17 protein-coding genes are annotated in these 20803 nt (G+C 70.6%); 6 read left to right on the forward strand and 11 right to left on the reverse strand.

Annotated elements, in window-relative coordinates:
• Positions 1–8: 8 nt before the first annotated feature.
• Positions 9–1016 (reverse strand): FAD binding domain-containing protein, encoded by a 1008-nt coding sequence (locus tag A3862_RS09160; protein WP_043759723.1) that lies wholly within the window; start codon positions 1014–1016, stop codon positions 9–11.
• A complete protein-coding gene (locus tag A3862_RS09165) occupies positions 1013–1537 on the reverse strand; it encodes a (2Fe-2S)-binding protein (protein WP_043379471.1) in 525 nt (174 codons plus the stop codon). The genes A3862_RS09160 and A3862_RS09165 overlap by 4 nt, the downstream gene beginning before the upstream one ends.
• 273 nt (positions 1538–1810) lie before the next feature.
• Between A3862_RS09165 and A3862_RS09170 the strand changes: the two genes are divergently transcribed.
• A complete protein-coding gene (locus A3862_RS09170; RefSeq protein WP_043379370.1) occupies positions 1811–3196 on the forward strand; it encodes a M20/M25/M40 family metallo-hydrolase in 1386 nt (461 codons plus the stop codon).
• Positions 3197–3200: 4 nt separating this feature from the next.
• Here the strand turns inward: A3862_RS09170 and A3862_RS09175 are convergent, their stop codons facing one another.
• A complete protein-coding gene (locus A3862_RS09175; protein ID WP_043759721.1) occupies positions 3201–3929 on the reverse strand; it encodes a ParA family protein in 729 nt (242 codons plus the stop codon).
• A gap of 270 nt (positions 3930–4199) precedes the next feature.
• Between A3862_RS09175 and A3862_RS09180 the strand changes: the two genes are divergently transcribed.
• From A3862_RS09180 to A3862_RS09190, 3 genes are all read left to right on the forward strand, one after another.
• On the forward strand, positions 4200–5360 hold the full coding sequence (locus A3862_RS09180; RefSeq protein WP_100794118.1) for an SMP-30/gluconolactonase/LRE family protein: 1161 nt from the start codon (positions 4200–4202) through the stop codon (positions 5358–5360).
• 6 nt (positions 5361–5366) lie between these two features.
• Positions 5367–5810, forward strand: coding sequence for an MEKHLA domain-containing protein (locus tag A3862_RS09185; protein ID WP_043759719.1), 444 nt, complete (start codon positions 5367–5369; stop codon positions 5808–5810).
• A 294-nt stretch (positions 5811–6104) separates the two neighbouring features.
• On the forward strand, positions 6105–7766 hold the full coding sequence (locus tag A3862_RS09190; RefSeq protein ID WP_111473531.1) for a methyl-accepting chemotaxis protein: 1662 nt from the start codon (positions 6105–6107) through the stop codon (positions 7764–7766).
• 30 nt (positions 7767–7796) lie between these two features.
• On the opposite strand, the gene A3862_RS09195 is transcribed toward A3862_RS09190, so the two are convergent.
• The 8 genes from A3862_RS09195 to A3862_RS09230 form a co-directional block, all read right to left on the reverse strand.
• The gene (locus tag A3862_RS09195; protein WP_043759716.1) at positions 7797–8777 is read right to left on the reverse strand and encodes an ABC transporter ATP-binding protein; all 981 of its coding nucleotides are present in this window, start codon (positions 8775–8777) and stop codon (positions 7797–7799) included.
• On the reverse strand, positions 8774–9754 hold the full coding sequence (locus tag A3862_RS09200) for an ABC transporter ATP-binding protein (protein WP_043354012.1): 981 nt from the start codon (positions 9752–9754) through the stop codon (positions 8774–8776). Before A3862_RS09200 ends, A3862_RS09195 begins: the two co-directional genes overlap by 4 nt.
• Positions 9755–9896: 142 nt before the next feature.
• Positions 9897–10868, reverse strand: coding sequence for an ABC transporter permease (locus A3862_RS09205; protein ID WP_043354011.1), 972 nt, complete (start codon positions 10866–10868; stop codon positions 9897–9899).
• A gap of 361 nt (positions 10869–11229) precedes the next feature.
• On the reverse strand, positions 11230–12210 hold the full coding sequence (locus A3862_RS09210; RefSeq protein ID WP_043759714.1) for an ABC transporter permease: 981 nt from the start codon (positions 12208–12210) through the stop codon (positions 11230–11232).
• Between the two features lie 9 nt (positions 12211–12219).
• Positions 12220–13836: an ABC transporter substrate-binding protein gene (locus A3862_RS09215; RefSeq protein ID WP_043759712.1), complete on the reverse strand. Its 1617-nt coding sequence runs from the start codon at positions 13834–13836 to the stop codon at positions 12220–12222.
• 307 nt (positions 13837–14143) lie between these two features.
• Positions 14144–17302 (reverse strand): multidrug efflux RND transporter permease subunit, encoded by a 3159-nt coding sequence (locus A3862_RS09220; RefSeq protein ID WP_043379387.1) that lies wholly within the window; start codon positions 17300–17302, stop codon positions 14144–14146.
• A 17-nt stretch (positions 17303–17319) separates the two neighbouring features.
• On the reverse strand, positions 17320–18600 hold the full coding sequence (locus A3862_RS09225; protein ID WP_236952749.1) for an efflux RND transporter periplasmic adaptor subunit: 1281 nt from the start codon (positions 18598–18600) through the stop codon (positions 17320–17322).
• A 157-nt stretch (positions 18601–18757) separates the two neighbouring features.
• Positions 18758–19171: a hypothetical protein gene (locus tag A3862_RS09230; protein WP_043379479.1), complete on the reverse strand. Its 414-nt coding sequence runs from the start codon at positions 19169–19171 to the stop codon at positions 18758–18760.
• A gap of 207 nt (positions 19172–19378) precedes the next feature.
• On the opposite strand from A3862_RS09230, the gene A3862_RS09235 reads away from it, so the two are divergent.
• Together A3862_RS09235 and A3862_RS09240 are read left to right on the forward strand one after the other, a co-directional pair.
• Complete coding sequence (locus A3862_RS09235) at positions 19379–19939, forward strand: L,D-transpeptidase (RefSeq protein ID WP_043379390.1); 561 nt, start codon at positions 19379–19381, stop codon at positions 19937–19939.
• 237 nt (positions 19940–20176) lie between these two features.
• A complete protein-coding gene (locus A3862_RS09240; protein ID WP_043353007.1) occupies positions 20177–20725 on the forward strand; it encodes a formaldehyde-activating enzyme in 549 nt (182 codons plus the stop codon).
• Positions 20726–20803: the final 78 nt, after the last annotated feature.

Below are 20803 nucleotides of genomic sequence, written 5' to 3' on the forward strand. Positions count from 1 at the left end.
GGCGGGGCCTACTGGATGCGCTTGTCGCTGAGCGACTGGGGCGTGCCGGCGGCGGCCTGTTCGAGGCCGCGCACGATGGCCCGCCGGGCGAGATCGATCTTGAAGCCGTTCTCCGATTGCGGCTTGGCTTCCGCGACGATCAGGTCGGCCGCGTCCTGGAAGCTGGCGCGGGTGGCGGGCTTGCCCTCGAGCAGGGCCTCGGCCTCGCGGTTGCGCCAGGGCTTGTGGGCGACGCCGCCGAGCGCGAGGCGCGCGGTCTTGATCCGGTCGCCGTCGAGTTCGAGCCCCGCCGCCACCGAGACCAGCGCGAAGGCGTAGGACAACCGGTCGCGCAGCTTCAGGTAGGTGAAGTGCTGCGGGAAGCGGCTCTCCGGCAGGTCCACCGACACAACGATCTCGCCGGGGGCGAGGTTCGTGTCCGTCTCGGGGGACTCCCCCGGCAGGCGGTGGAATTCGGAGAACGGGATCGACCGCTCGCCCTGCGGCCCGTTCACCTGCACGGTGGCCTCCAGGGCGGCCAGCGCGATGCACATGTCGGAGGGGTGCGTGGCGATGCACTTGTCGCTCGTGCCGAAGATCGCGTGGATGCGGTTCATCCCGCCGATCGCCGGGCAGCCGGAGCCGGGCGCGCGCTTGTTGCAGGGCGTGGCCACGTCGTAGAAATAGTAGCAGCGGGTCCGCTGCAGCAGGTTGCCGCCCGTGGAGGCGGCGTTGCGCAGCTGCGCCGAGGCGCCGGCCAGGATGGCGTTGCGCAGGAGCGGATAGCGCTCCGTCACTCTGTCGTCGTACGCCACCTTGGCGTTGGTCACGAGCGCCCCGATCCGGAGCCCGTCCCCGTGCGCCTCGATCCGGTCGAGGGGCAGGTGGGTGATGTCGATCAGCCGGCCCGGCTTCTCGACCTCGTACTTCATCAGGTCGATCAGGTTGGTGCCGCCGGCGATGAAGCGGGCCCCGGCCCCGAAGGCCTGCACCGCCTCCGCCACCGTGCCGGCGCGGACGTAATCGAAGCGGTTCATCGGGCGTCTCCCTGCATGACGTCCTCGATGGCGTCGACGATGTTGGTGTAGGCGCCGCAGCGGCAGAGGTTGCCGCTCATCGCCTCGCGGATCTCGTCCCGGGTGTGGGCGTGGCCCTCGTTCATCAGGCCCACCGATGAGCAGAGCTGGCCGGGCGTGCAGTAGCCGCACTGGAAGGCGTCGTGCTCGATGAACGCCTCCTGGATCGGGTGGAGGGCGTTGCTGCCCGCCCGGTCGCCGAGGGCGGCGAGCCCTTCGACCGTGGTGATCTCGGCCCCGTCCTTCATCACCGCGAGGGTCAGGCAGGAATTCACCCGGGTGCCGTTCACCAGCACCGTGCAGGCGCCGCACTGGCCGTGGTCGCAGCCCTTCTTGGTGCCGGTGAGGTCGAGCCGCTCGCGCAGCAGGTCGAGTAGCGTGGTCCAGGGCGCGACGCGGAGTTCGCGTCGCTGCCCGTTGATCGTCAGCGTGATGCCGATGGGCGTATCCGCCGACACCGGCGGCTGGGTCTCGAGTCGCATGATGTCGTCCACGGTCTGGGCCGGCCGGGGCCGGGCGGGAACGGATCGGCCGAAGCGGCAACCGGCAGAGACGCGCGGGCACCGGCCTGAGGGCTCGATCGATAACCATTCCAATCTGCGCCTGTTCCGGTGCGCGCTGTCTCACCCCATGATCGCTGGCGGGTCCGCGAAGCGGCTCCGGGGCCAATCAACCCGTCCTCCGACGTTGCCGCCCCCGCCCCGCCTCGGCTAACCCTCGTCCCGCAGAGTCCCCGCCGCACCCCGGAGCCCCCGATGGCCGCGCTCGACGCGATCCTCAACGACATCGACACGGATCTGGAGAACGCCCTGGAGCGGCTGTTCGCCTTCCTGCGGATCCCGTCGATCTCCACCGATCCCGCCTATGCCGGCCAGTGCCGCGAGGCCGCCGCCTGGCTCGCCAAGGACCTGACCGCGCTGGGCTTCGAGACCTCCGTCGAGGAGACCTCGCTCCATCCGGTCGTGCTGGCCCACAAGCCGAAGCCGGGCGCGCCGCACGTCCTGTTCTACGGCCATTACGACGTGCAGCCCGTCGACCCCCTCGACCTGTGGACGACGCCGCCCTTCGAGCCGCACCTCGCCGACGACGGGCAGGGCGGCAAGAAAATCGTCGGGCGCGGCGCCTCCGACGACAAGGGGCAGGTGATGACCTTCGTGGAGGCGTGCCGGGCCTATATCGCCATGCACGGCGAGTTGCCCTGCGGCGTCACGATCCTGATCGAGGGCGCCGAGGAGAGCGGCTCGCAGGGGCTCCCCGAATGGGTCGCCGCCAACCGCGACCGGCTCGGCTGCGACGTGGTCCTCGTCTGCGACACCGGCATGTGGGACCGGAAGACCCCGGCCATCACCTCGTCCCTGCGCGGCCTCGCCTATTTCGAGGTGAAGGTGACCTGCGCCGACCGGGACCTGCATTCGGGCTTCTTCGGCGGCGCCGCCCGCAACCCGATCCACGTCCTGTCGAAGATCATCGCCGACCTGCACGATGCCGACGGTCGCGTGACGATCCCGGGCTTCTACGAGGGCGTGCACGAGCGCCCGCCCGAGGTGCTGGAGCAGTGGCGCGGCCTCGGCCTGACGCCGGAGACCCTGCTCGGGCCGATCGGCCTCAAGGAGCCCGCGGGCGAGCGCGGGCGCATGCCGATCGAGCTGGTGCAGTCGCGCCCCTCCTGCGACGCCAACGGCATCATCGGCGGCTATACCGGCGAGGGCACCAAGACGGTGATCGCCTCGACCGCCTCCGCCAAGGTCTCGTTCCGCCTCGTGGACGACCAGGATCCGAAGCGGCTCGCCGAGAGCTTCGAGGCGTTCGTGCGGGAACGCGTGCCGGCAGATTGCCGGGTCGAGGTCATCACCTACAAGGGCTCGCGGGCGATCAGCCTGCCCTTCGACATGCCGCAGCTCGGAGCCGCCAAGGCCGCGCTGCAGGACGAGTGGGGCGTGCCGGCGGTGACCGTCGGGGCCGGCGGCTCGATCCCGATCGTCGGCGACTTCAAGCGGATCCTCGGGCGCGACACCCTGCTGATCGGCTTCGGCCTCGACGACGACCGGATCCACTCGCCGAACGAGAAGTACGACCTGACGAGCTTCCACAAGGGCACGCGCTCCTGGGCGCGGATCCTCGCGGCCCTCGGCCAGGGCTGAGCCGTCAGCGGGCGGAGGCCGACCGCATCTTCCCGTCGATCCAGGTCCAGAGGGCCCGGACCTCGTCGGCGGCCGGGCTGACGGGGGCGTATTCCGTGACGCCGAGCCCGGTCGCCAGGGCGTCCTGGTGGTCGACCCGGTGGATGATGCCGGGCTCGGCCAGGACGCCCAGGGCGCGCAGCTGCGCCGCGTAGGCGCTGGTGCGCGGCGAGGGCGGCGGCGGGCACTGGTTCAGCACCAGGGCCAGCCGCTCCCGCAGCCCGAGCCCGACGAGCGCCTGGAGGGTCGGCCGGGCGGCCACGATGTCGAGCCGCGAGGGGCGGACCGGCATCAGGACGAAGTCGGCATCCTTCAGGGCCGGCGCGAGGCCGGACGCGCTGCCGGCGGTGTCGAGGACGGCGAGCGTCGTGCCCTGCTCGGCGAGGATGCCGAGAATCTCCGACAGCTGGCCCATCTCCCAGGGCTGGATCCGGTCGACCGCGACGGCGTCGCTCTCGCGGTCGCTCCCGCGGTCGCCCTTGCGCAGGGCCCCCCAGCCGGCCAGGGATCCCTGCGGGTCGAGATCGAGGGCGGTCACCTGCTCGCCGGCCTCCGCGGCGGCGACGGCCAGGGAGGCCGCGAGGGTTGTCTTGCCCGTCCCGCCCTTCTGCACCGCCAGGGCGAGGACCCGCAGCGAGCCGGCGCCGGGCCGGGGCGCGGTGTCCGGCGCCGGTTCGGATCCTTCGGGATCCATGCGTGTCCCACCTCTCCAATCTCAGGCCCGGGCCTCGGCCCGTGCGGCGCCGAATCGAGGTCCGGCACGATCGTGCTTACCGTGACGCCGCTGGCTGGGGCCAGCGTCGCGCGGCGGCGCCTGTGGACCGCCCGTCGCCGGCTCCCGATCGGCGGGGCGCGGATTCCGGCGCGCGGGATCGCCCGGACGGCCCGTGCGTTGGGCCGGCATCCCGTCGGTCGCGCGCCGCGCCCCCGCCGGGACTCCGATGACCGCCACGCCGGGATCCGCATGCGCCTCGACCGCCGCCGCCTGATCGGAACGGGGCTCCTGGCCCTCGCCGCCCCCGCGGCCCGCGCCGGGACGCCGCCGCCCCCGACGAGCCGGCCTGCGGGGATTCTGGACCTCGCCATCGCGGCGGATGCGCCCTCGACCCCCACGGGACTCGCCATCGCCCGGGGCGGACGGATCTTCGTGATGATGCCGCGCTTCACCGGTGCGGAGCCGATCACCCTCGGCGAGGTGCTGCCCGACGGATCGGTGAAGCCCTACCCCGACGCGGCGGCCAACCGCCCGGATCCGCAGGCGCCGCAGGCCACCCTGTTCCATGTGCCGAACGGCGTCTTCGACCGTGACGACACCCTCTGGGTGCTCGATGCCGGCCTGCCGACCGGCAAGGGACGGCCGGTGCCGGGCGGCGCGAAGATCCTGGCGATCGATATCGGCCGGAACAGCATCCGCCGGACGATCCCCCTCGACGCGGGCGTGGTGCCGGATTCCTCGCTGAACGACCTGCGGGTCGACGTGCGCGACGGGCGGGCGCTGGCCTACGTCACCGATCAGGGGCAGGCCGGCGCGGGGGCGATCCTCGCGGTCGATCTCGACAGCGGGCGGGTGGTGCGGCGCCTCGCGGACCATCCCAGCACGCGCTCCGAGGAGGGCTTGGTCAAGTTCGTGGAGCGGCGGCCCGTGATGGAGCGGAAGGGCGACGCGCCGGAGAAGAGCCCGAAGGGCGGCGCCAACGGCATCGCGATCAGCCCGGACGGACGCCGCCTGTACTACGCGCCGCTGATGAGCCGGCGGCTCTACGCGGTCGAGACCGCGGCCCTGCGCGACCCGAACGTCTCGGACGCGGCCGTGGCCGCCGCTGTCAAGGATCTCGGCGAGAAGGGCATGACCGGCGGGCTGACCACCGATTCCGAGGACCGGGTCTATCTCAGCCTGCAGGAGCACAACGCGGTCGGCCGGCGCCTGCCGGACGGCACCGTGGAGGTGCTGGCCGCCGACGACCGGCTGATCTGGGCCGACACCTTCTGGATCACCCCGGACCGATGGCTCTATATCTCGGCAGCCCAGGTCAACCGGCGGCCGGAATTCAACCGCGGCCGGGACCTGCAGCAGCCGCCCTACGCGATCCTGCGCATGCGCATCGACGCGGACCCTGTCCTGTAGCGGATCATGACGGACCTCTCGCACGACCCGGACTTCTTCGCCCTGCTCACCGGCAGCTATGCGCGGCGGCTCGGCGAGTCCCTGGTGCCGGCCGGTGCCGATGCGGCCTGGCTCTACGCGGCGGCCCCCTTCGCGGTCCTCGCCCACGATGGCGCCGCGGATCCCCGCTTCGTCTACGGCAACCGGGCCGCCCAGGCCTGCTTCGGCTACGCCTGGGACGAACTGATCGGCCTGCCCTCGCGGCTCTCGGCCGAGGCGCCCGAACGGGCCGCGCGGCAGAGCCTCCTCGACGCGGTCACCCGGGACGGCTACAGCCGCGGCTATCGCGGCCTGCGGATCGCCAAGGACGGGCGGCGGTTCTGGATCGACCAGGCGGTGGTCTGGCAGCTCGACCGCGACGGCATGAATGTGGGACAGGCCGCGACCTTCTCGGCATGGCGCGACGCCTGAGGAAGCGGCCGATCCTGCCGGCTCCGTCGCCGGGCCAACCCCGTCGCAGGCCGGGCCTTACACCTTCCGATAGAAGTTTCTTGAAAATATCAGTTACAGATAGAAATCAGTCACGCGCTTTGCAGTCTCGATCACGTTCGTTTGAAATCTTGTCTTGGCTCGAAACTCGACTGCATTTATCGACTAAACTTTAATCATCGTGCCTCACCAAGGTGCAAACTCCGAAATCACCGCGCGCGTGTCTGCGCCGCCGCCGGTCTCGGATGCCACCGTCTGGAAGGCCACCCGCCCACGATGACCATCAAACTCAGACTGCTCGCACTCCTGGCCGTCATGGGCCTGCTCCTGCTCGCATGTGCCGCCATGGGCAATCTCGCCCTTCACTGGAATCACCAGAGCTTCAAGACCGTCTTCGACGACCGCGTCGTCTGCCTCCGGCAATTCAGCATCATCCGCGATGCCTATGACGACCTGATCGACATCTCGCGCAGGCTGCGCGGCCGGCAGATCGACCCGGCCCAGGCGAAGGACCAGATCGAGCGCGATCTCTCCAACCTGCACACGCAGTGGTCGGCCTATCTGGCGACCTACCTGACCCCGGAGGAGAAGGCTCTGGCCACCGAGCTGCAGGGGTCGCTCGACCGGAACGATGCCATCGCGGCCGAGATCCTCAAGCGCATCGCCGCCGGTCGCGCTTCGGATTTCGAGTCCACGCATGCGGACCTGCTGACGAGCCTGCGGACCGCCAACGCGACCCTCGGCAAGCTCACGGCCTTGCAGGTCCGTGAAGCGGAGGCGGAGTTCGAGCGCTCCGAGACCACCGCGGGCTGGTCGCGCCTCGCCCTGCTGGCCGCCCTCGTCCTCGCGGCGCTCAGCATCGCCTACGGCATCTACACGATCGTCGTGCAGGTGATCCGTCCGCTCGGCGGCATGACGGCGACGATGACCCGCCTGGCCGCCGGCGAGCTCGAGGCGCCGGTCACGGGCGCGGAACGGGCGGACGAGATCGGCGGGATGGCCCAGGCCGTCCAGGTGTTCAAGGAGGCGATGATCGCCAAGCGGGACGCCGACGCGGCTGCAGCGATCGAGAACGCCGCCAAGATGCGGCGGGCCCAGGTGCTGGACGATGCGACGCGGGCGTTCCAGAGCCAGGTCACGCAGCTCACGCACGGCCTGGCCTCGGCCGCAACCGAGATGGAGGCGACTGCCCAGTCGATGAGCCGCACGGCCGATCAGACGGCGGGTCAATCCATGAGCGTCGCCTCGGCCGCCGAGCAGACCTCCTCCAACGTCCAGACCGTGGCGGCGGCGAGCGAGGAAATGGCGGCCTCCATCGGCGAGATCGCCCAGCAGGTCGCCCGCTCCACGATCATGGCCGAGCGGGCCGCCGCGGATGCCGCGCAGTCCACCACGATCGTGCGCGGGCTGGCCGAGGGCGCCGAGAAGATCGGGGCGGTGGTCGGTCTGATCTCCGGGATCGCCGCTCAGACGAACCTGCTGGCGCTCAACGCCACGATCGAGGCCGCCCGTGCGGGCGAGGCGGGGCGCGGCTTCGCCGTCGTCGCAGGCGAGGTCAAGGAGCTGGCCTCGCAGACGGCGCGGGCGACGGACACCATCGCCGCGCAGATCAACGCCATCCAGGGCGAGACCCGCGAGGCCGTCGCGGCCATCCAGTCGATCGGCGCGACGATCACTGAACTCCGCGAGATCGCCGTCGGCGTGGCCGCCGCCATGGAGGAGCAGGGCGCGGCGACCCAGGAGATCGTCCGCAACGTCACGCAGGCGGCTCAGGGCACCCAGTCGGTCACCGTCAGCATCGGCAGCGTCACGCAGGCCGCGAGCGAGACCGGCGCCGCCTCCGCGCAGGTGCTCACCGCAGCGTCGGAGCTGTCACGGCAATCCGAGCAGCTCGGGGCCGAAGTGTCGGGCTTCCTCGCCACGGTCCGGGCGGCCTGACGGCCCCTCGGGCCGACCGGGCGGGCCTCCTCAGGCCCGCCCCTCCTGGACGGCGTGGCAGGCGACGCCGTCCAGCAGCGCCGGCACCTCGGTCCGGCAGCGGTCGTTCGCCAGCGGACAGCGCGGGTTGAAGGTGCAGCCGGGCGGCGGGTCGATCGGGTTCGGGATCTCGCCGGAGACCGGCACCCGGGCGCGGCCGACATGGGCGAGGTCGGGCACCGCGTCGAGGAGCATCCGCGTGTAGGGATGGCGGGGCCTGGCGAACAGGTCCTTGGCGGCGGCGACCTCCACGAGGCGGCCGAGATACATCACCCCCACCCGGGTCGCCATGTGGCGGACCACGGCCAGGTTGTGGGAGATGAACAGGTAGGTCAGCCCGAGACGGTCCTGCAGGTCGCGCATCAGGTTGAGGATCTGCGCCTGCACCGAGACGTCGAGCGCCGAGGTCGGCTCGTCGCCCACGAGGAACTCCGCCTGGCTCGCCAGCGCCCGGGCGATCGCCACCCGCTGGCGCTGGCCGCCGGAGAATTCGTGCGGGTATTTTTTCGCATCGTCCGGGTGGAGCCCGACCAGGCCGAGCAGCTCGCTGACCCGGGCGCGGATCGCCCCCTCCCCCTGGATCAGGCCGAAGGCCCGGATCGGCTCCGCGATGATCCGGCCCACCCGCCAGCGCGGGTTCATGGACGCGTAGGGGTCCTGGAAGATCATCTGGATGCGCGCCCGCAGGCGCCGCCGGGCTGCGGCCTGGCGCGGGTCGGTCATCGAGACGCCGGTGATCGTCACCTCCCCGGCCGAGGGCGGCAGCAGGCCGACCACCATCCGCGCCACCGTCGACTTGCCGGAGCCGGATTCGCCCACGATCGCGAAGGTCTCGCCCTTCTCGATCGTGAACCCGACCCGGTCCACCGCCGTGAGGAATTTCCGGGGCTCGCCCTCGAGCACCCGGTTGAGCCAGGGCTTCGAGACGTCGAACCGGCGGCGCAGATCGGTGACTTCGACGTAGGCGCTCACGCTGCGCGCTCCGCTGCATCGTACAGGTGACAGGCCACCCGGCTCGCCTCCACGGCCTGCGGCTCCGGCCGCTCGACCCGGCAGCGCGAAAAGACCTTCGGGCAGCGCGGGTTGAAGGCGCAGCCCTTGGGGATGGCGGTGAGGCGCGGCATCGAGCCGGGGATCTGGCTCAGCCGCGTGGCCTCCTGCGACAGGGTCGGGATCGCCCCCATCAGCCCCACCGCGTAGGGATGGTGGGGCTTCGCGATCACCGAGGCGACCGGGCCGATCTCGGCGACGCGCCCGGCATACATCACCGCCACCCGGTCGGCGGCCTCGGCGATCACGCCCATGTCGTGGGTCACCAGCATCACCGCGGTGCCGTGCTCCCGGCAGAGGCGCTTGAGCAGGGTGATGATCTGGGCCTGGACCGAGACGTCGAGCGCCGTGGTCGGCTCGTCGGCGATGATCAGCTCCGGCTCGGCGGCGAGCGCGAGGGCGATCACCACCCGCTGGCGCATGCCCCCGGAGAACTCGTGCGGGTAGCCGTCGATCCGCCGCTCGGGGGCCGGGATGCCGACCTCGGCGAGCAGGTCGATGGCGCGGGTGCGGGCGGCTTTCCCCGACAGGTCGGTGTGGGTGCGCAGGGTCTCGACGATCTGGTCGCCCACCCGGAACAGCGGGTCCAGCGAGGTCAGCGGATCCTGGAAGATCATGCCGATGCGCTTGCCCCGCACCCGCCGCATGGCCTCGGGCGAGAGATTGTCGATGCGCTCGCCGCGCAGGCGGATCTCGCCGCCGGCGATGCGTCCGGGGCGGTCGATCAGCCCGATCACCGCCGAGCCGGTCACCGACTTGCCGGCCCCGGATTCGCCGACGACGCCCAGGATCTCGCCGCGGCCGATCTCGAAGGAGACCCGGTCGATGGCGGTGAGCGGCCCGCGGCGGGTGTCGAAGGCGACCGTGAGATCGCGCACGGAGAGGATCGTGTCGGTCATGGCGTGGCGGCTCCGGTGGCAACCGGGCGTCGGATGGGCGCCCCCGTCCTTGCGAGCGGAGCGAAGCAATCCAGCGGCGCCGCGTTCACCAAGGTCGCGCTGCCCTGGGTCGCTTCGCTGCGCTCGCGCTGACGATGTCCCATCATTGCAGCTTCGGATTGAGCGCGTCGCGCAGCCAATCCCCCAGGAGGTTGATGGCGATGACCAGCCCGGCCAGCGCCAGCCCCGGGAAGGCGACGATCCACCACTCGCCGGAGAACAGGAAGCGGTTGCCGGTGCGGATCAGCGTGCCGAGCGACGGCATGGTCTCGGGCAGGCCGGTGCCGAGGAACGACAGGGTCGCCTCGGTGATGATCGCGAGCGCCAAGTTGATCGTCGCGATGACGAAGACCGGGCCGGTGACGTTCGGCAGCACGTGGCGGACCAGGATCACCGGGGAGGACAGGCCGATCAGCCGCGCCGCCTGGACGTAGTCCTTGCCCTTCTCGACCATCACGGAGGACCGCACGGTCCGGGCGTACTGCACCCAGAAGGACAGGCCGATCGACACCACGATCAGCCCGATCAGTGGCCCGACGTCGAGGGCGCTGCCGAAGGTTGCCTTGGCGACGCCGTCCACTACCAGGGCGATCAGGATCGCCGGGAAGGTGAGCTGCACGTCGGCGATCCGCATGATCAGCGTGTCGAGGACGCCGCCCGCGTAGCCGGCGATCAGACCCAGCGCGATGCCGATGACGCCGGAGGTCAGCACCCCGAGCCCGCCGACGATCAGCGACAGGCGCAGGCCGTAGAGCACCGCCGAGAGCACGTCCCGGCCCTGGTCGTCGGTGCCGAGATAGTAGGGCGCCTGACCGTCCGCCTGCCAGATCGGCGGCAGGTTGGAGTTGATCAGGTCGAGCTGGGCCGGGTCGTAGGGGTTCTGCGGGGCGATCAGGGGCGCCGCGAAGGCGAGCCCGACCATCAGCACCGTGGCGACCAGCGCCGCCATGGCGGTCTTCGAGCGCAGGAAGCTCGCCAGCAGGTCGGAATCCCGCCAGCGCGCGAGGCGGGAGGGCGCCGCCTCCGGCAGGGGGACCGGCGGGGCATCGCCCGCGTCGAGGTCGTATCCGCTCATCGGTCGCCCTTCACGCCGTGTCCGGTGGAAAGCTTCGGGGCGGCTGCCGTCGTCTTTGCGAGCGGAGCGAAGCGATAACGGCAACCCAGAACGCGACCGTCTTGCGCCGACGGGCCTGGCAGGCGCGACCTGCCCCCTCTCCCGTGCGGGAGAGGGTCGGGGTGAGGGTCGAGACCGCTCAGAGTGAAGCGCACCCTCGAAGCGCCGACAGGCCGCGCCCCATCCGGACAATTCTCATCCCTCACACTGTCCCTCTCCCGCACGGGAGCGGGGACCCGGGCCTCCTGCGAAGCGGGCGTGACCGTCGCGTCCCGTTCAATGACGCGCGGCAGGCAAGCGGAACGGTGCGTCATGTCCGGTCTCACGCCGCCCGCCCGGTCGAGAGCCGCAGGCGCGGATCCACCACCGTGTAGAGGATGTCGACCACGAGGTTGATGGTCACGAAGATCAGCGCCACGAGCAGCAGGTACGCGGACATGATCGGGATATCGACGTTCTGCACGGCCTGCACGAACAGCAGGCCCATGCCGGGCCACTGGAACACCGTCTCGGTGATGATCGAGAAGGCGATGACCGAGCCGAGCTGCAGCCCCGCGATGGTGATCACCGGCACGAGGGTGTTCTTCAGGGCGTGCCGCAGGTGGACGGCGCGGGTGGTGAGCCCCCGCGCCCGGGCGAAGCGGATGTAGTCGGTGCGCAGGACCTCCAGCATCTCGGCGCGCACCAGCCGCATGATCAGCGTCATCTGGAACAGGCCGAGCGTCACCGAGGGCAGGATCAGGGCCTTGAGCCCCGACGCGGTGAGGAAGCCCGTCGTCCACCAGCCGAGCCGGACCGTGTCGCCCCGCCCGTAGGAGGGCAGCCAGCCGAGCGTCACCGAGAAGAGGTAGATCAGCAGGATGCCGATCAGGAAGGTCGGCAGGCTGATCCCGATGAGCGAGACGGCCTGGAACAGCCCGGCGAGCCAGGAGTCGCGGCGCAGGGCGCAGTAGACGCCCATGAGGACGCCGACCACGAGGGCGAAGACCGTCGCGCATAAGGCGAGCTCCAGCGTCGCCGGCATGCGCTCGGCGAGGAGCTGCGCCACCGGCTGCCGGAACTGGTAGGAGATGCCGAACTGACCCCGCGCCACGCTGCCGGCGTAGCGGGCGAACTGGACCAGGACGGGATCGTCCAGGCCGAGATTTTTGCGGATCTCCGCCCGCTCGGCCACGGTGGTGTCGGGGCCGACGATCTGGTTCACGGGATCGCCCGCGAACCGGAACATCGAGAAGGCGATGAGCCCGACGACCGCGAGGACCGCGGCCGCCTGGATCACCCGGCGCAGCAGGAAGGCGAGCACGCCCGGATCCTACTGCGGATCCTTCGACACCCAGTAGAGCAGGAGCAGGTTGTCGGCGCGCTGGGTCAGGTGGACCTTCTTGGAGACGCCCCAGGCCAGCGCCTGCTGGTGCAGCGGGATGTAGCCCCAGTCGGTGTTGAGGACATCGAAGCCCTCCTTGATCAGGGCGTCGCGCTTGGCCTTGTCGGTCTCGCCCTCGACCTTGTCGGCGATGGCGTCGATCTTCGGATCGCAATAGCCCGCGAGGTTCCAGCTGCCCCGGCCCGACTTGTCGCCGGGCTTCCGGCAGCCGACGATCTCGTAGAGGATGTTGTGGCTGTCGAGCGAGGACGGGGTCCAGCCGAGCAGGTAGAACGACGTGTCGTAGTTCGGGGCCAGCACCTTGGCGAAGTACTTGGCCTTCGGCTGCGCGTTGAGGTTCACCTTGACGTTGATGCGGGCGAGCATCGAGACCACCGCCTGGCAGATCGCCTCGTCATTGACGTAGCGGTCGTTGGGGCAATCCATGGTGAGCGAGAACCCGTCCGGGTAGCCGGCCTGGGCCATCAGCTCCTTGGCCTTCTTCAGGTCGGTGGCGGGGCGCTTGAACTCGGCGCCGCGGTCGTAGAGGCTCGGGGCGATCATCAGCGCCGAGGGCACCGCCTGCCCGCGCATGACCCGCTTGGCGATCGTGTCCTCGTCGATGGCGAGGTAGAAGGCCTCGCGGACCTTGATGTCCTTGAACGGGTTCTTGCCCTTGACGCTCGAATCCTTCAGCTCGTCCCGGTCCTGGTCCATGCCGAGGAAGATCGTGCGCAGTTCGGGCCCGGCCATCACGGTGGCGGTGCCGCTGGCGTTCACCCGCTGCTGGTCCTGCAGCGGCACGGGGTCGATCCAGTCGACCTCGCCGGAGAGGAGCGCGGCGACGCGGGTCGCCGGGTTGGCGATGGTGGTCAGCACCGCCTCGTCGAGGTTCGACTCGACCTTGCCCCAGTAGCCGTCGAACTTCTTGAACACCGTCTTCACGCCCGGCTGGTGCTCGGCGATCACGAAGGGGCCGGTGCCGTTCTCGTGGAGGGTGGCGTAGCTCGGGCTGGAGGCGTTGGGCGGCGTCGGCTGCACGACGCCGTTCTTCTCGGACCATGCCTTCGACATGATCAGCCAGGTCGGGAACTGGGCGATGGCGATGGGGTTCGGCTTCTTCAGCACCATGTCGACGGTGAAGTCGTCGACCTTCACGAATTCGGCGTCGGACGGGACGTTGGTGGTGAAGTTCGAGCCCGGGGCGCGGACCCGCTGGGCGGAGAAGATCACGTCGTCGGCGGTGAAGGGCGTGCCGTCGTGGAACTTCACGTTCTTGCGCAGGTGGAAGCGCCAGCGGGTCGGCTCGGGCGTCTCCCAGGATTCGGCGAGGCCGGGGGCGAATTTCAGGTTCTTGTCGAGGGTGACGAGGGATTCGTAGGCCGCCTGCTGCATGCCCTCGGTGAAGCTCTCCTTGAGGGAGTACGGGTCGAGGGATTTCAGGTCACCCTGGAAGGCGAAACGGAAGACGTTCGCGGCCTGCGCGGGCAACGCCGCGAAAGCGAACGTCGCGACGGCACCCGTGGCCACGCCGCGGACGAGGGTCTTCAGGGTCGAACGGGACAAGCGGATCTCCGGAACCGTGAATGCGCCACCGGCCGGCAGCCCCGGCGGTGTCCACCGCGGCGTCAGCAAGCTTCGGACCATCTGTATACAAGGCGGCGGCCGAGGCTGTCGCGGGTGAGTGACATTATTCGGCCGCCCGAACGCGTTTTTCCCGCCTCCTATCGTCCTCGATCGACGGCCGAGGCGCCGCCATCGCGCGGCAGGCGGGACCGGAACGGCCCTCGCGCATGGAAGCGCGCGCCTCCTCCCCCGTGCGGGAGAGGGGGCGCGTCGCGCCTTGCATGGGCCGGGGCGCGAGCGCGCCGGCCTACTCGGCCGCCACCCGCGCCGGCTCGTGCCGCGTCTCCGCGTCCGCCCGCTCGCCCTCCGCCACCGCCTTGCGCCGGAACAGGCGCATGACGACGACGAAGAAGACCGGCACGAAGAACACCGCCAGCACGGTGGCGGTGATCATGCCGCCCATCACGCCGGTGCCGATCGCCTGCTGGCTCTTCGAGGCGGCGCCGGTGGCGATGGCCAGCGGCACCACGCCGAAGATGAAGGCCAGCGAGGTCATCACGATCGGCCGGAACCGGAGCGTGGCGGCGTCCACCGCCGCCCGGATCACCGAGGTTCCGGGCTTCCAGAGGTCCTTGGCGAATTCCACGATCAGGATGGCGTTCTTGGCCGAGAGCCCGATGATCGTGATCAACCCGATCTTGAAGTACACGTCGTTGGGCATGCCGCGCAGGTAGACGGCCGCCACGGATCCGATCACGCCGAGCGGGATCACCAGCATGACCGAGACCGGGATCGCCCAGCTCTCGTAGAGCGCGGCGAGGCACAGGAACACGATCAGCACCGAGAGGGCGAGCAGCAGGCTCGCCTGGCTGCCGGCCTGCTTCTCCTGGTAGGACTGGCCGGTCCAGGCGTAGCCGAAGCCCTTCGGCAGCTGGAGCATCAGCCGCTCCATCTCGGCGATGGCGTCGCCCGACGTGTAGCCGGGGTTCGGCTCGCCGGTGAAGCGCACCGACTGGTAGCCGTTGAAGCCGACGATCTGGCTCGGCCCCATGCCCCATTTCAGCTCCGCGAAGGACGACATCGGCACCATCGTGCCGCCGGCGTTCTTGACCGCGTAGTTGAGGATGTCCGACGCGTTCATGCGCTGGAGCTGCTCGGCCTGCACGTAGACGCGCTGCATCTTGCCCCGGTTGGGGAAGTCGTTCGGATAGACCGAGCCGAGGTTGAGCTGGATCGTGGCGTTGATGTCCTCGAACTTCACGCCCAGGGCCGCCGCCTTCTCGCGGTCGATCACCAGCTCCGCCTGCGGGGTCGGCGGCAGGCCCTCGATCTTCACCTTCTGGAGGATCGGGCTCTGCTGCGCGAGCTTGAGCAATTGCTCCTGGGCCGAGAGCAGGGCCGCGTAGCCGCGGTTGGCCCGGTCCTGCAGGCGGAACGAGAAGCCCGCCGCGTTGCCGAGATTGTCCACGGGCGGCGGTTCCTGGGCGTCCACCGTGGCGTCGCGGTAATTGGCGAGCGCCGCGTTGGTGCCGGCGACGAGGGCGGCGGCCGAGTTCTTGGCGTCGCGCTCGGACCAGGGCTTGAGGGTGACGAAGGCCTGGCTGGTGCTCGGGGCCTGGCCCGAGAAGGAGAAGCCGTTGAGCATGGTCACGGTGGCGACGCCGGGCTGGGCCAGCAGGTGCTCCTCGACCTTGCGGACCGCCTCCTGGGTGCGGTTGTAGGAGGCGCCCGGCGGCGTCTGGATGTCGACCGTGAAGAAGCCCTGATCCTCCACCGGCAGGAAGCCCTCCGGCAGGTTCACGAAGGCGTAGGCGGTGCCGGCGACCAGCGCGAGATAGACCAGCATCACCCGGCCGGATTTCCGGATGAACCACTGGGTGCCGCGGCCGTAGCGGGCGGTCTCCCGGTCGACGAACCGGTTGAACATCCCGAACACGCCGCCCTTGGCGTGGCCGTGGCCCTTCTCGATCGGCTTCAGGAAGGTCGCGCAGAGGGCCGGCGTCAGCGACAGGGCGAGCAGCGCCGAGAAGGCGATGGAGGTCACCATCGCGATCGAGAACTGCCGGTAGATGATGCCCACCGAGCCGGGGAAGAACGCCATCGGGATGAACACGGCCATCAGCACCAGGGTGATGCCGATGATCGCCCCGGTGATCTGCCCCATGGCCTTCTTGGTGGCCTCCTTGGGGGGCAGCCCCTCCTCGTTCATGATCCGCTCGACGTTCTCCACCACCACGATGGCGTCGTCGACCAGGATGCCGATGGCCAGCACCATGCCGAACATGGTGAGCACGTTCACCGAGAAGCCCGAGATCCACATCACCGTGACGGTGCCCATCAGGGCGATCGGCACCACGATGGTGGGGATCAGGGTGTAGCGGATGTTCTGCAGGAACAGGAACATCACCAGGAAGACCAGCACCACCGCCTCGACCAGCGTGTGCAGCACCTTCTCGATGGAGGCTTCCACCGCCGGGGTGATGTCGTACGGGATGTCCCACTTCAGGTCCGGCGGGAAGAACTGGGACAGCTCCACCATCTTGGCGCGGATCGCCCGGGCCGTCTCGAGGGCGTTGCCGTCGGGGGCGAGCGTCACCGAGATGCCGGCGGCGGGGCCGCCGTTCAGGCGGGTGGAGAACTGGTAGGCGTCGCCGCCGAGTTCGATCCGGGCGACGTCGCGCAGGCGCACGTTCGAGCCGTCGGGATTGGCCCGCAGCACGACCGCGCCGAACTCCTCGATGGTGCCGAGCTGGCCCTTCACGATGATCGGCATGGTCAGCGATTGCCGGGTCGGGCTCGGCTGCGCGCCGACCGCCCCGGACGCGACCTGGACGTTCTGGTTGCGGATCGCCTCGGTGACGTCCGAGGCGCTGAGGGAGAGGCCGCGCAGCTTGTCGGGATCGACCCAGACGCGCAGCGACCGCTCCGTGGAGTAGAGCGTCGCGCGGCCGACGCCGGGGATGCGCCGGATCTCGTTGATGACGTTGCGGATCAGGAAGTCGCCCAAGCCCACCTCGTCCATCGACCCGTCCTTGGAGACGAGGGTGATGATGTTGAGGGTCGCGGCCGAGGCCTCCTCCACCAGGATGCCCTGCTGGCGCACCTCCGCCGGAAGGCGCGCCTCGACGCGCTTCAGCCGGTTCTGGACCTCCACGGAGGCGAGCGACGGGTCGGTGCCGGGCTGGAACGTGGCGGTGATGTTCACCGAGCCGAACGAGTCGGTGGTCGACTCGAAGCTCATGATGTTGGCCGCGCCGTTCAGCTCATCCTCGATGAGCCGGGTGGTGCCGATGTAGAGGCTCTCCACCGAGGCCCCCGGATAGGCCGTGGACAGGGCGATGGAGGGCGGGGCGATCACCGGGTACTGCGCCACCGGCAGGTTCGGGATGGCGAGGGCCCCGCCCAGGCAGATGAACAGGGCCACGACCCAGGCGAAGACCGGCCGGTCGATGAAGAAGCGTGCCATGATCGGGCTCTCCCGGCTCAGTGGCGCGGCTGGACGGCGGCGGCCCGCGGCGCGACCTCCGCCTTGTCACCCGAGGCGTCGGGGGCCTCGTCGGTATCGTGCTTCGGACCGGTCTCGCCGTGGACCGGCGTCTGGTCGCGGGGCTTCACCTTGGCGCCGACGGTGATCTTCTGGAAGCCGTCGATCACGACCCGCTCGCCGGCCTTCAGCCCCGAGCGGATCAGCCAGTTCTGCCCGACCACCGGCCCGACCTCGACGGGCTGGCGCATGACCGTCTCGTCGGCGCGCACCACCCAGACCTCCGCGCGGCCGTCGTCGGTGCGCTGGATCGCCTGCTGCGGCACCGCGATGGCGTCGGAATCGATGCCCTGCTTGATCCGCGCCCGCACGTACATGCCGGGGAACAGCTCGTCGTGCGGGTTGGGGAACTGCACCCGCAGGGTCACTTGGCCGGTGCTCGGATCGGCGGTGACGTCCGAGAACAGGAGCCGGCCGGCCAGCGGGTAGAGGGAGCCGTCATCCATGATCAGGTGGACGTTGGCGGTGTTCTCCTCCAGCCGCGCCAGCTCCCCGCTGGCGAGGTCCCGGCGCAGGCGGTTCAATTCGCCCACCGACTGGGTGATGTCGACGTAGATCGGGTCGAGCTGCTGGATCGTGGCGAGCGCCCCCGTGGAGCCCGGCTCGATCAGGGTGCCCTCGGTGAGCAGCGCCCGGCCGATCCGGCCGGTGATCGGCGCGCGCACGTCGGTCCAGCCGAGGTTGAGCTGCGCCCGGTCGCGGGCCGCCTTGGCGCCGGCGACCTCCGCCTCGGCCTGCTTCTTGGCCGCGAAGGCGGCATCGTACTGGGCCTGGCTGGCGGTGGCCCGCGTCAGCAGCTGCTCGAGCCGGTCGGCCTGCTGCCGGGCCAGCACGAGGGCGGCCTCCTGACGGGCGAGCGCCGCCTCGGCGCTGGCGAGCTCGACCTGATAGGGCGCCGGGTCGATCTTGTAGAGGATGTCGCCTTCCTTGACCTGACTGCCCTGCTCGAAGAGCCGCTTCACCACGAGCCCGGAGACCCGGGAGCGGACCTCGGCGATGCGCATGGGCGCGACGCGGCCCGGCAGGTCGCGGAGATAGGGGATCGCCTGGGGCTCGACCTTGACGAAGCCGACCTCGGGCACCGGCGGCGCCGGCGCGGCCACCTGCTTCGGGTTGCAGGCCGCGAGGCCGAGCAGAAGCAGGGCCGCGGGCAGGACGGTCCTGGCCCGGCCCGGACGGCGGCGAGAGGATGAGGTTCTGACGGACAGAGTGCGGGTCACGATTTCCGACGCTCCTGAAAACATGCGTCTGCTGAGGCTGGCGCGGAGCATGGACCCGCGCATCGTCGTGGCAGATCTCGGGACCGGTCACGAGGCCGGTCGGACGGAGATCAGGACAGGCGCGCATCCTCGCCGGCCGCCAGGGCCGGGGCGCGCGTCAGGCCAAGCGGGGAGGCCGGTGCGGCGAACCGTCCGGCGCGGAAGCCGGCAGGATGTCGGACCTGTATTCGAACGATGCGGAAAGAGTGTGACGGGGCCGCGGCGCCTCGACCGGCGGGCGCGGCAGCCCCAGTTCGGTGAGGATCTCGCTGTCGGCGGCGCAGAGATCGGTGCGGCCGAAGACAGACCGCTTGGCCTCGGGTTGCGCGTCCGGCGTGCCCGACAGAACCGAGAGGCGCGGGCTCGTGATCGCGCAGGCCGGGCCCTCCGGCCGCGCGGATTGGGCCCGTGCCGGCACGGCGGCCATCGCGGCCGCCGCGAGGACGAGCAGCGCCAGCACGGCGAGGCCCCGGGCGAGGCGGTCCGGCAAGGCCGCGACACGGCGGGCCAGAAGGGCGGCGGATCGGATCACGGATCTGAGATAAGCACGGCTGTCGCCGGGCGCAATCACCCACGGCGTCGCGGCGACCGCGGAGTGTTGCATGCAGCACACAGCTACGCCCGGAAGTGCACATCCCGACGGCCCGGCCTCAACCTTGCCGTGAAGTCCGGGCCGGCTCGCCCGATGCGCGCAGGGCACCGCGAAGGTCTGCGCCACGACGGACGGAGGATGGAGACCATGCCGAGACGGATCGCGCTGCTCGGGCTCGCGGGGTTGCTGCTTGGAAGCGCCCCCGCGCTGGCCAACCCGCTGGACAGGGGCCCCATCGCGGACTTCCTCAACGTCTTCCGCAGCCAGGCGATCCCCCGCGAGACCGTGGCGTGGACCGGCAAGGAGAAGCCCGGGACGATCGTGGTCTCGACGCGCCAGCGCCGGCTCTACTACGTGCTGGGCGGCGGCGCGGCGGTCCGCTACGGCGTCGGCGTCGGCCGGCAGGGCTTCTCGTGGTCGGGCACCAAGACCGTCACCATGAAGAAGGAATGGCCGGATTGGCGCCCGCCGCAGCAGATGCTGGCCCGCCGCCCGGACCTGCCGCGCTACATGGCCGGCGGCCAGGACAACCCGCTGGGCGCCCGCGCCCTCTATCTCGGCTCCTCGCTCTACCGCATCCACGGCTCGAACGAGCCGGAGACGATGGGGGCGGCGGTCTCGTCGGGCTGCATCCGCATGACCAACAAGGACGTGGTCGACCTCTACGACCGGGTCCGGGTCGGCACCAAGGTCGTCGTGCGCGACTGATCGCGGCGGGTGGCGGCGCCCGGCCGCCGCCCTCCCCCCTGCGTCGCCTTCTCCCCTGCGCCTCGGAGCGGCCCCGGGCGGCGCGCGGACCGACCGCGACGCGCAAGGCCGTGCGCGGGCGGCCGGATCGGCGCGGCTGCGGCTGCGGCCGGGTCCGCGTCGACAGGCGCGGCGGGCCGGTGATAGGAGCCGCGCCGTCGGGCAGAGCCGGATCGCCCGATCTCCACGAGGGACAGCATGAACGAACGCATCATCCTGCGGGCCGGCGAGGCCCTGGTGGCGGGCGGGCCGCCCAACACCGCCTCGGAGCCCGAGGTCATCATCGGTGAACTCGACGGGCCGGTCGGCACCGCCCTCGCCACGCTGACCGGCGATCAGGTCGTCGGCCACAGCCGCGTCTTCGCCCTGCTGAACACCGACATCATGGTGCGCCCGGTCACGCTCTGCGTGTCCAAGGTCAGCGTCACCGAGAGCAAGTACACCTCGATCCTGATGGGCACCGTGCAGTTCGCCATCGCCAACGGCGTCCTCGACGCCGTGCGGGCGGGCTACATCCCCAAGCACAAGGCCAACGATCTCGGCATCATCTGCTCGGTCTGGCTCAGCCCCGGCGTCATCGAGGCCCAGCATGTCGACCACAAGGCGCTGTTCGACATCCAGCGCCGCGGCATGACCGAGGCCATCCGCAAGGCCATGACCAACGAGCCCTCGATCGACTGGCTCCTCGAGAACCAGGACAAGATCGTGCACAAGTACTACCAGATGGGCCTCGACGGGAAGATCTGAGCGCCCCTCCGCGCCGCGATCACGCCTCCCGCCGTCGGCTCCCGGCCGGCGGCCGCGGCGCGGACCCGGCGGGCGTTC

The sequence above is a fragment of the Methylobacterium sp. XJLW genome (genome assembly GCF_003254375.1).
Classification (GTDB): domain Bacteria; phylum Pseudomonadota; class Alphaproteobacteria; order Rhizobiales; family Beijerinckiaceae; genus Methylobacterium; species Methylobacterium fujisawaense.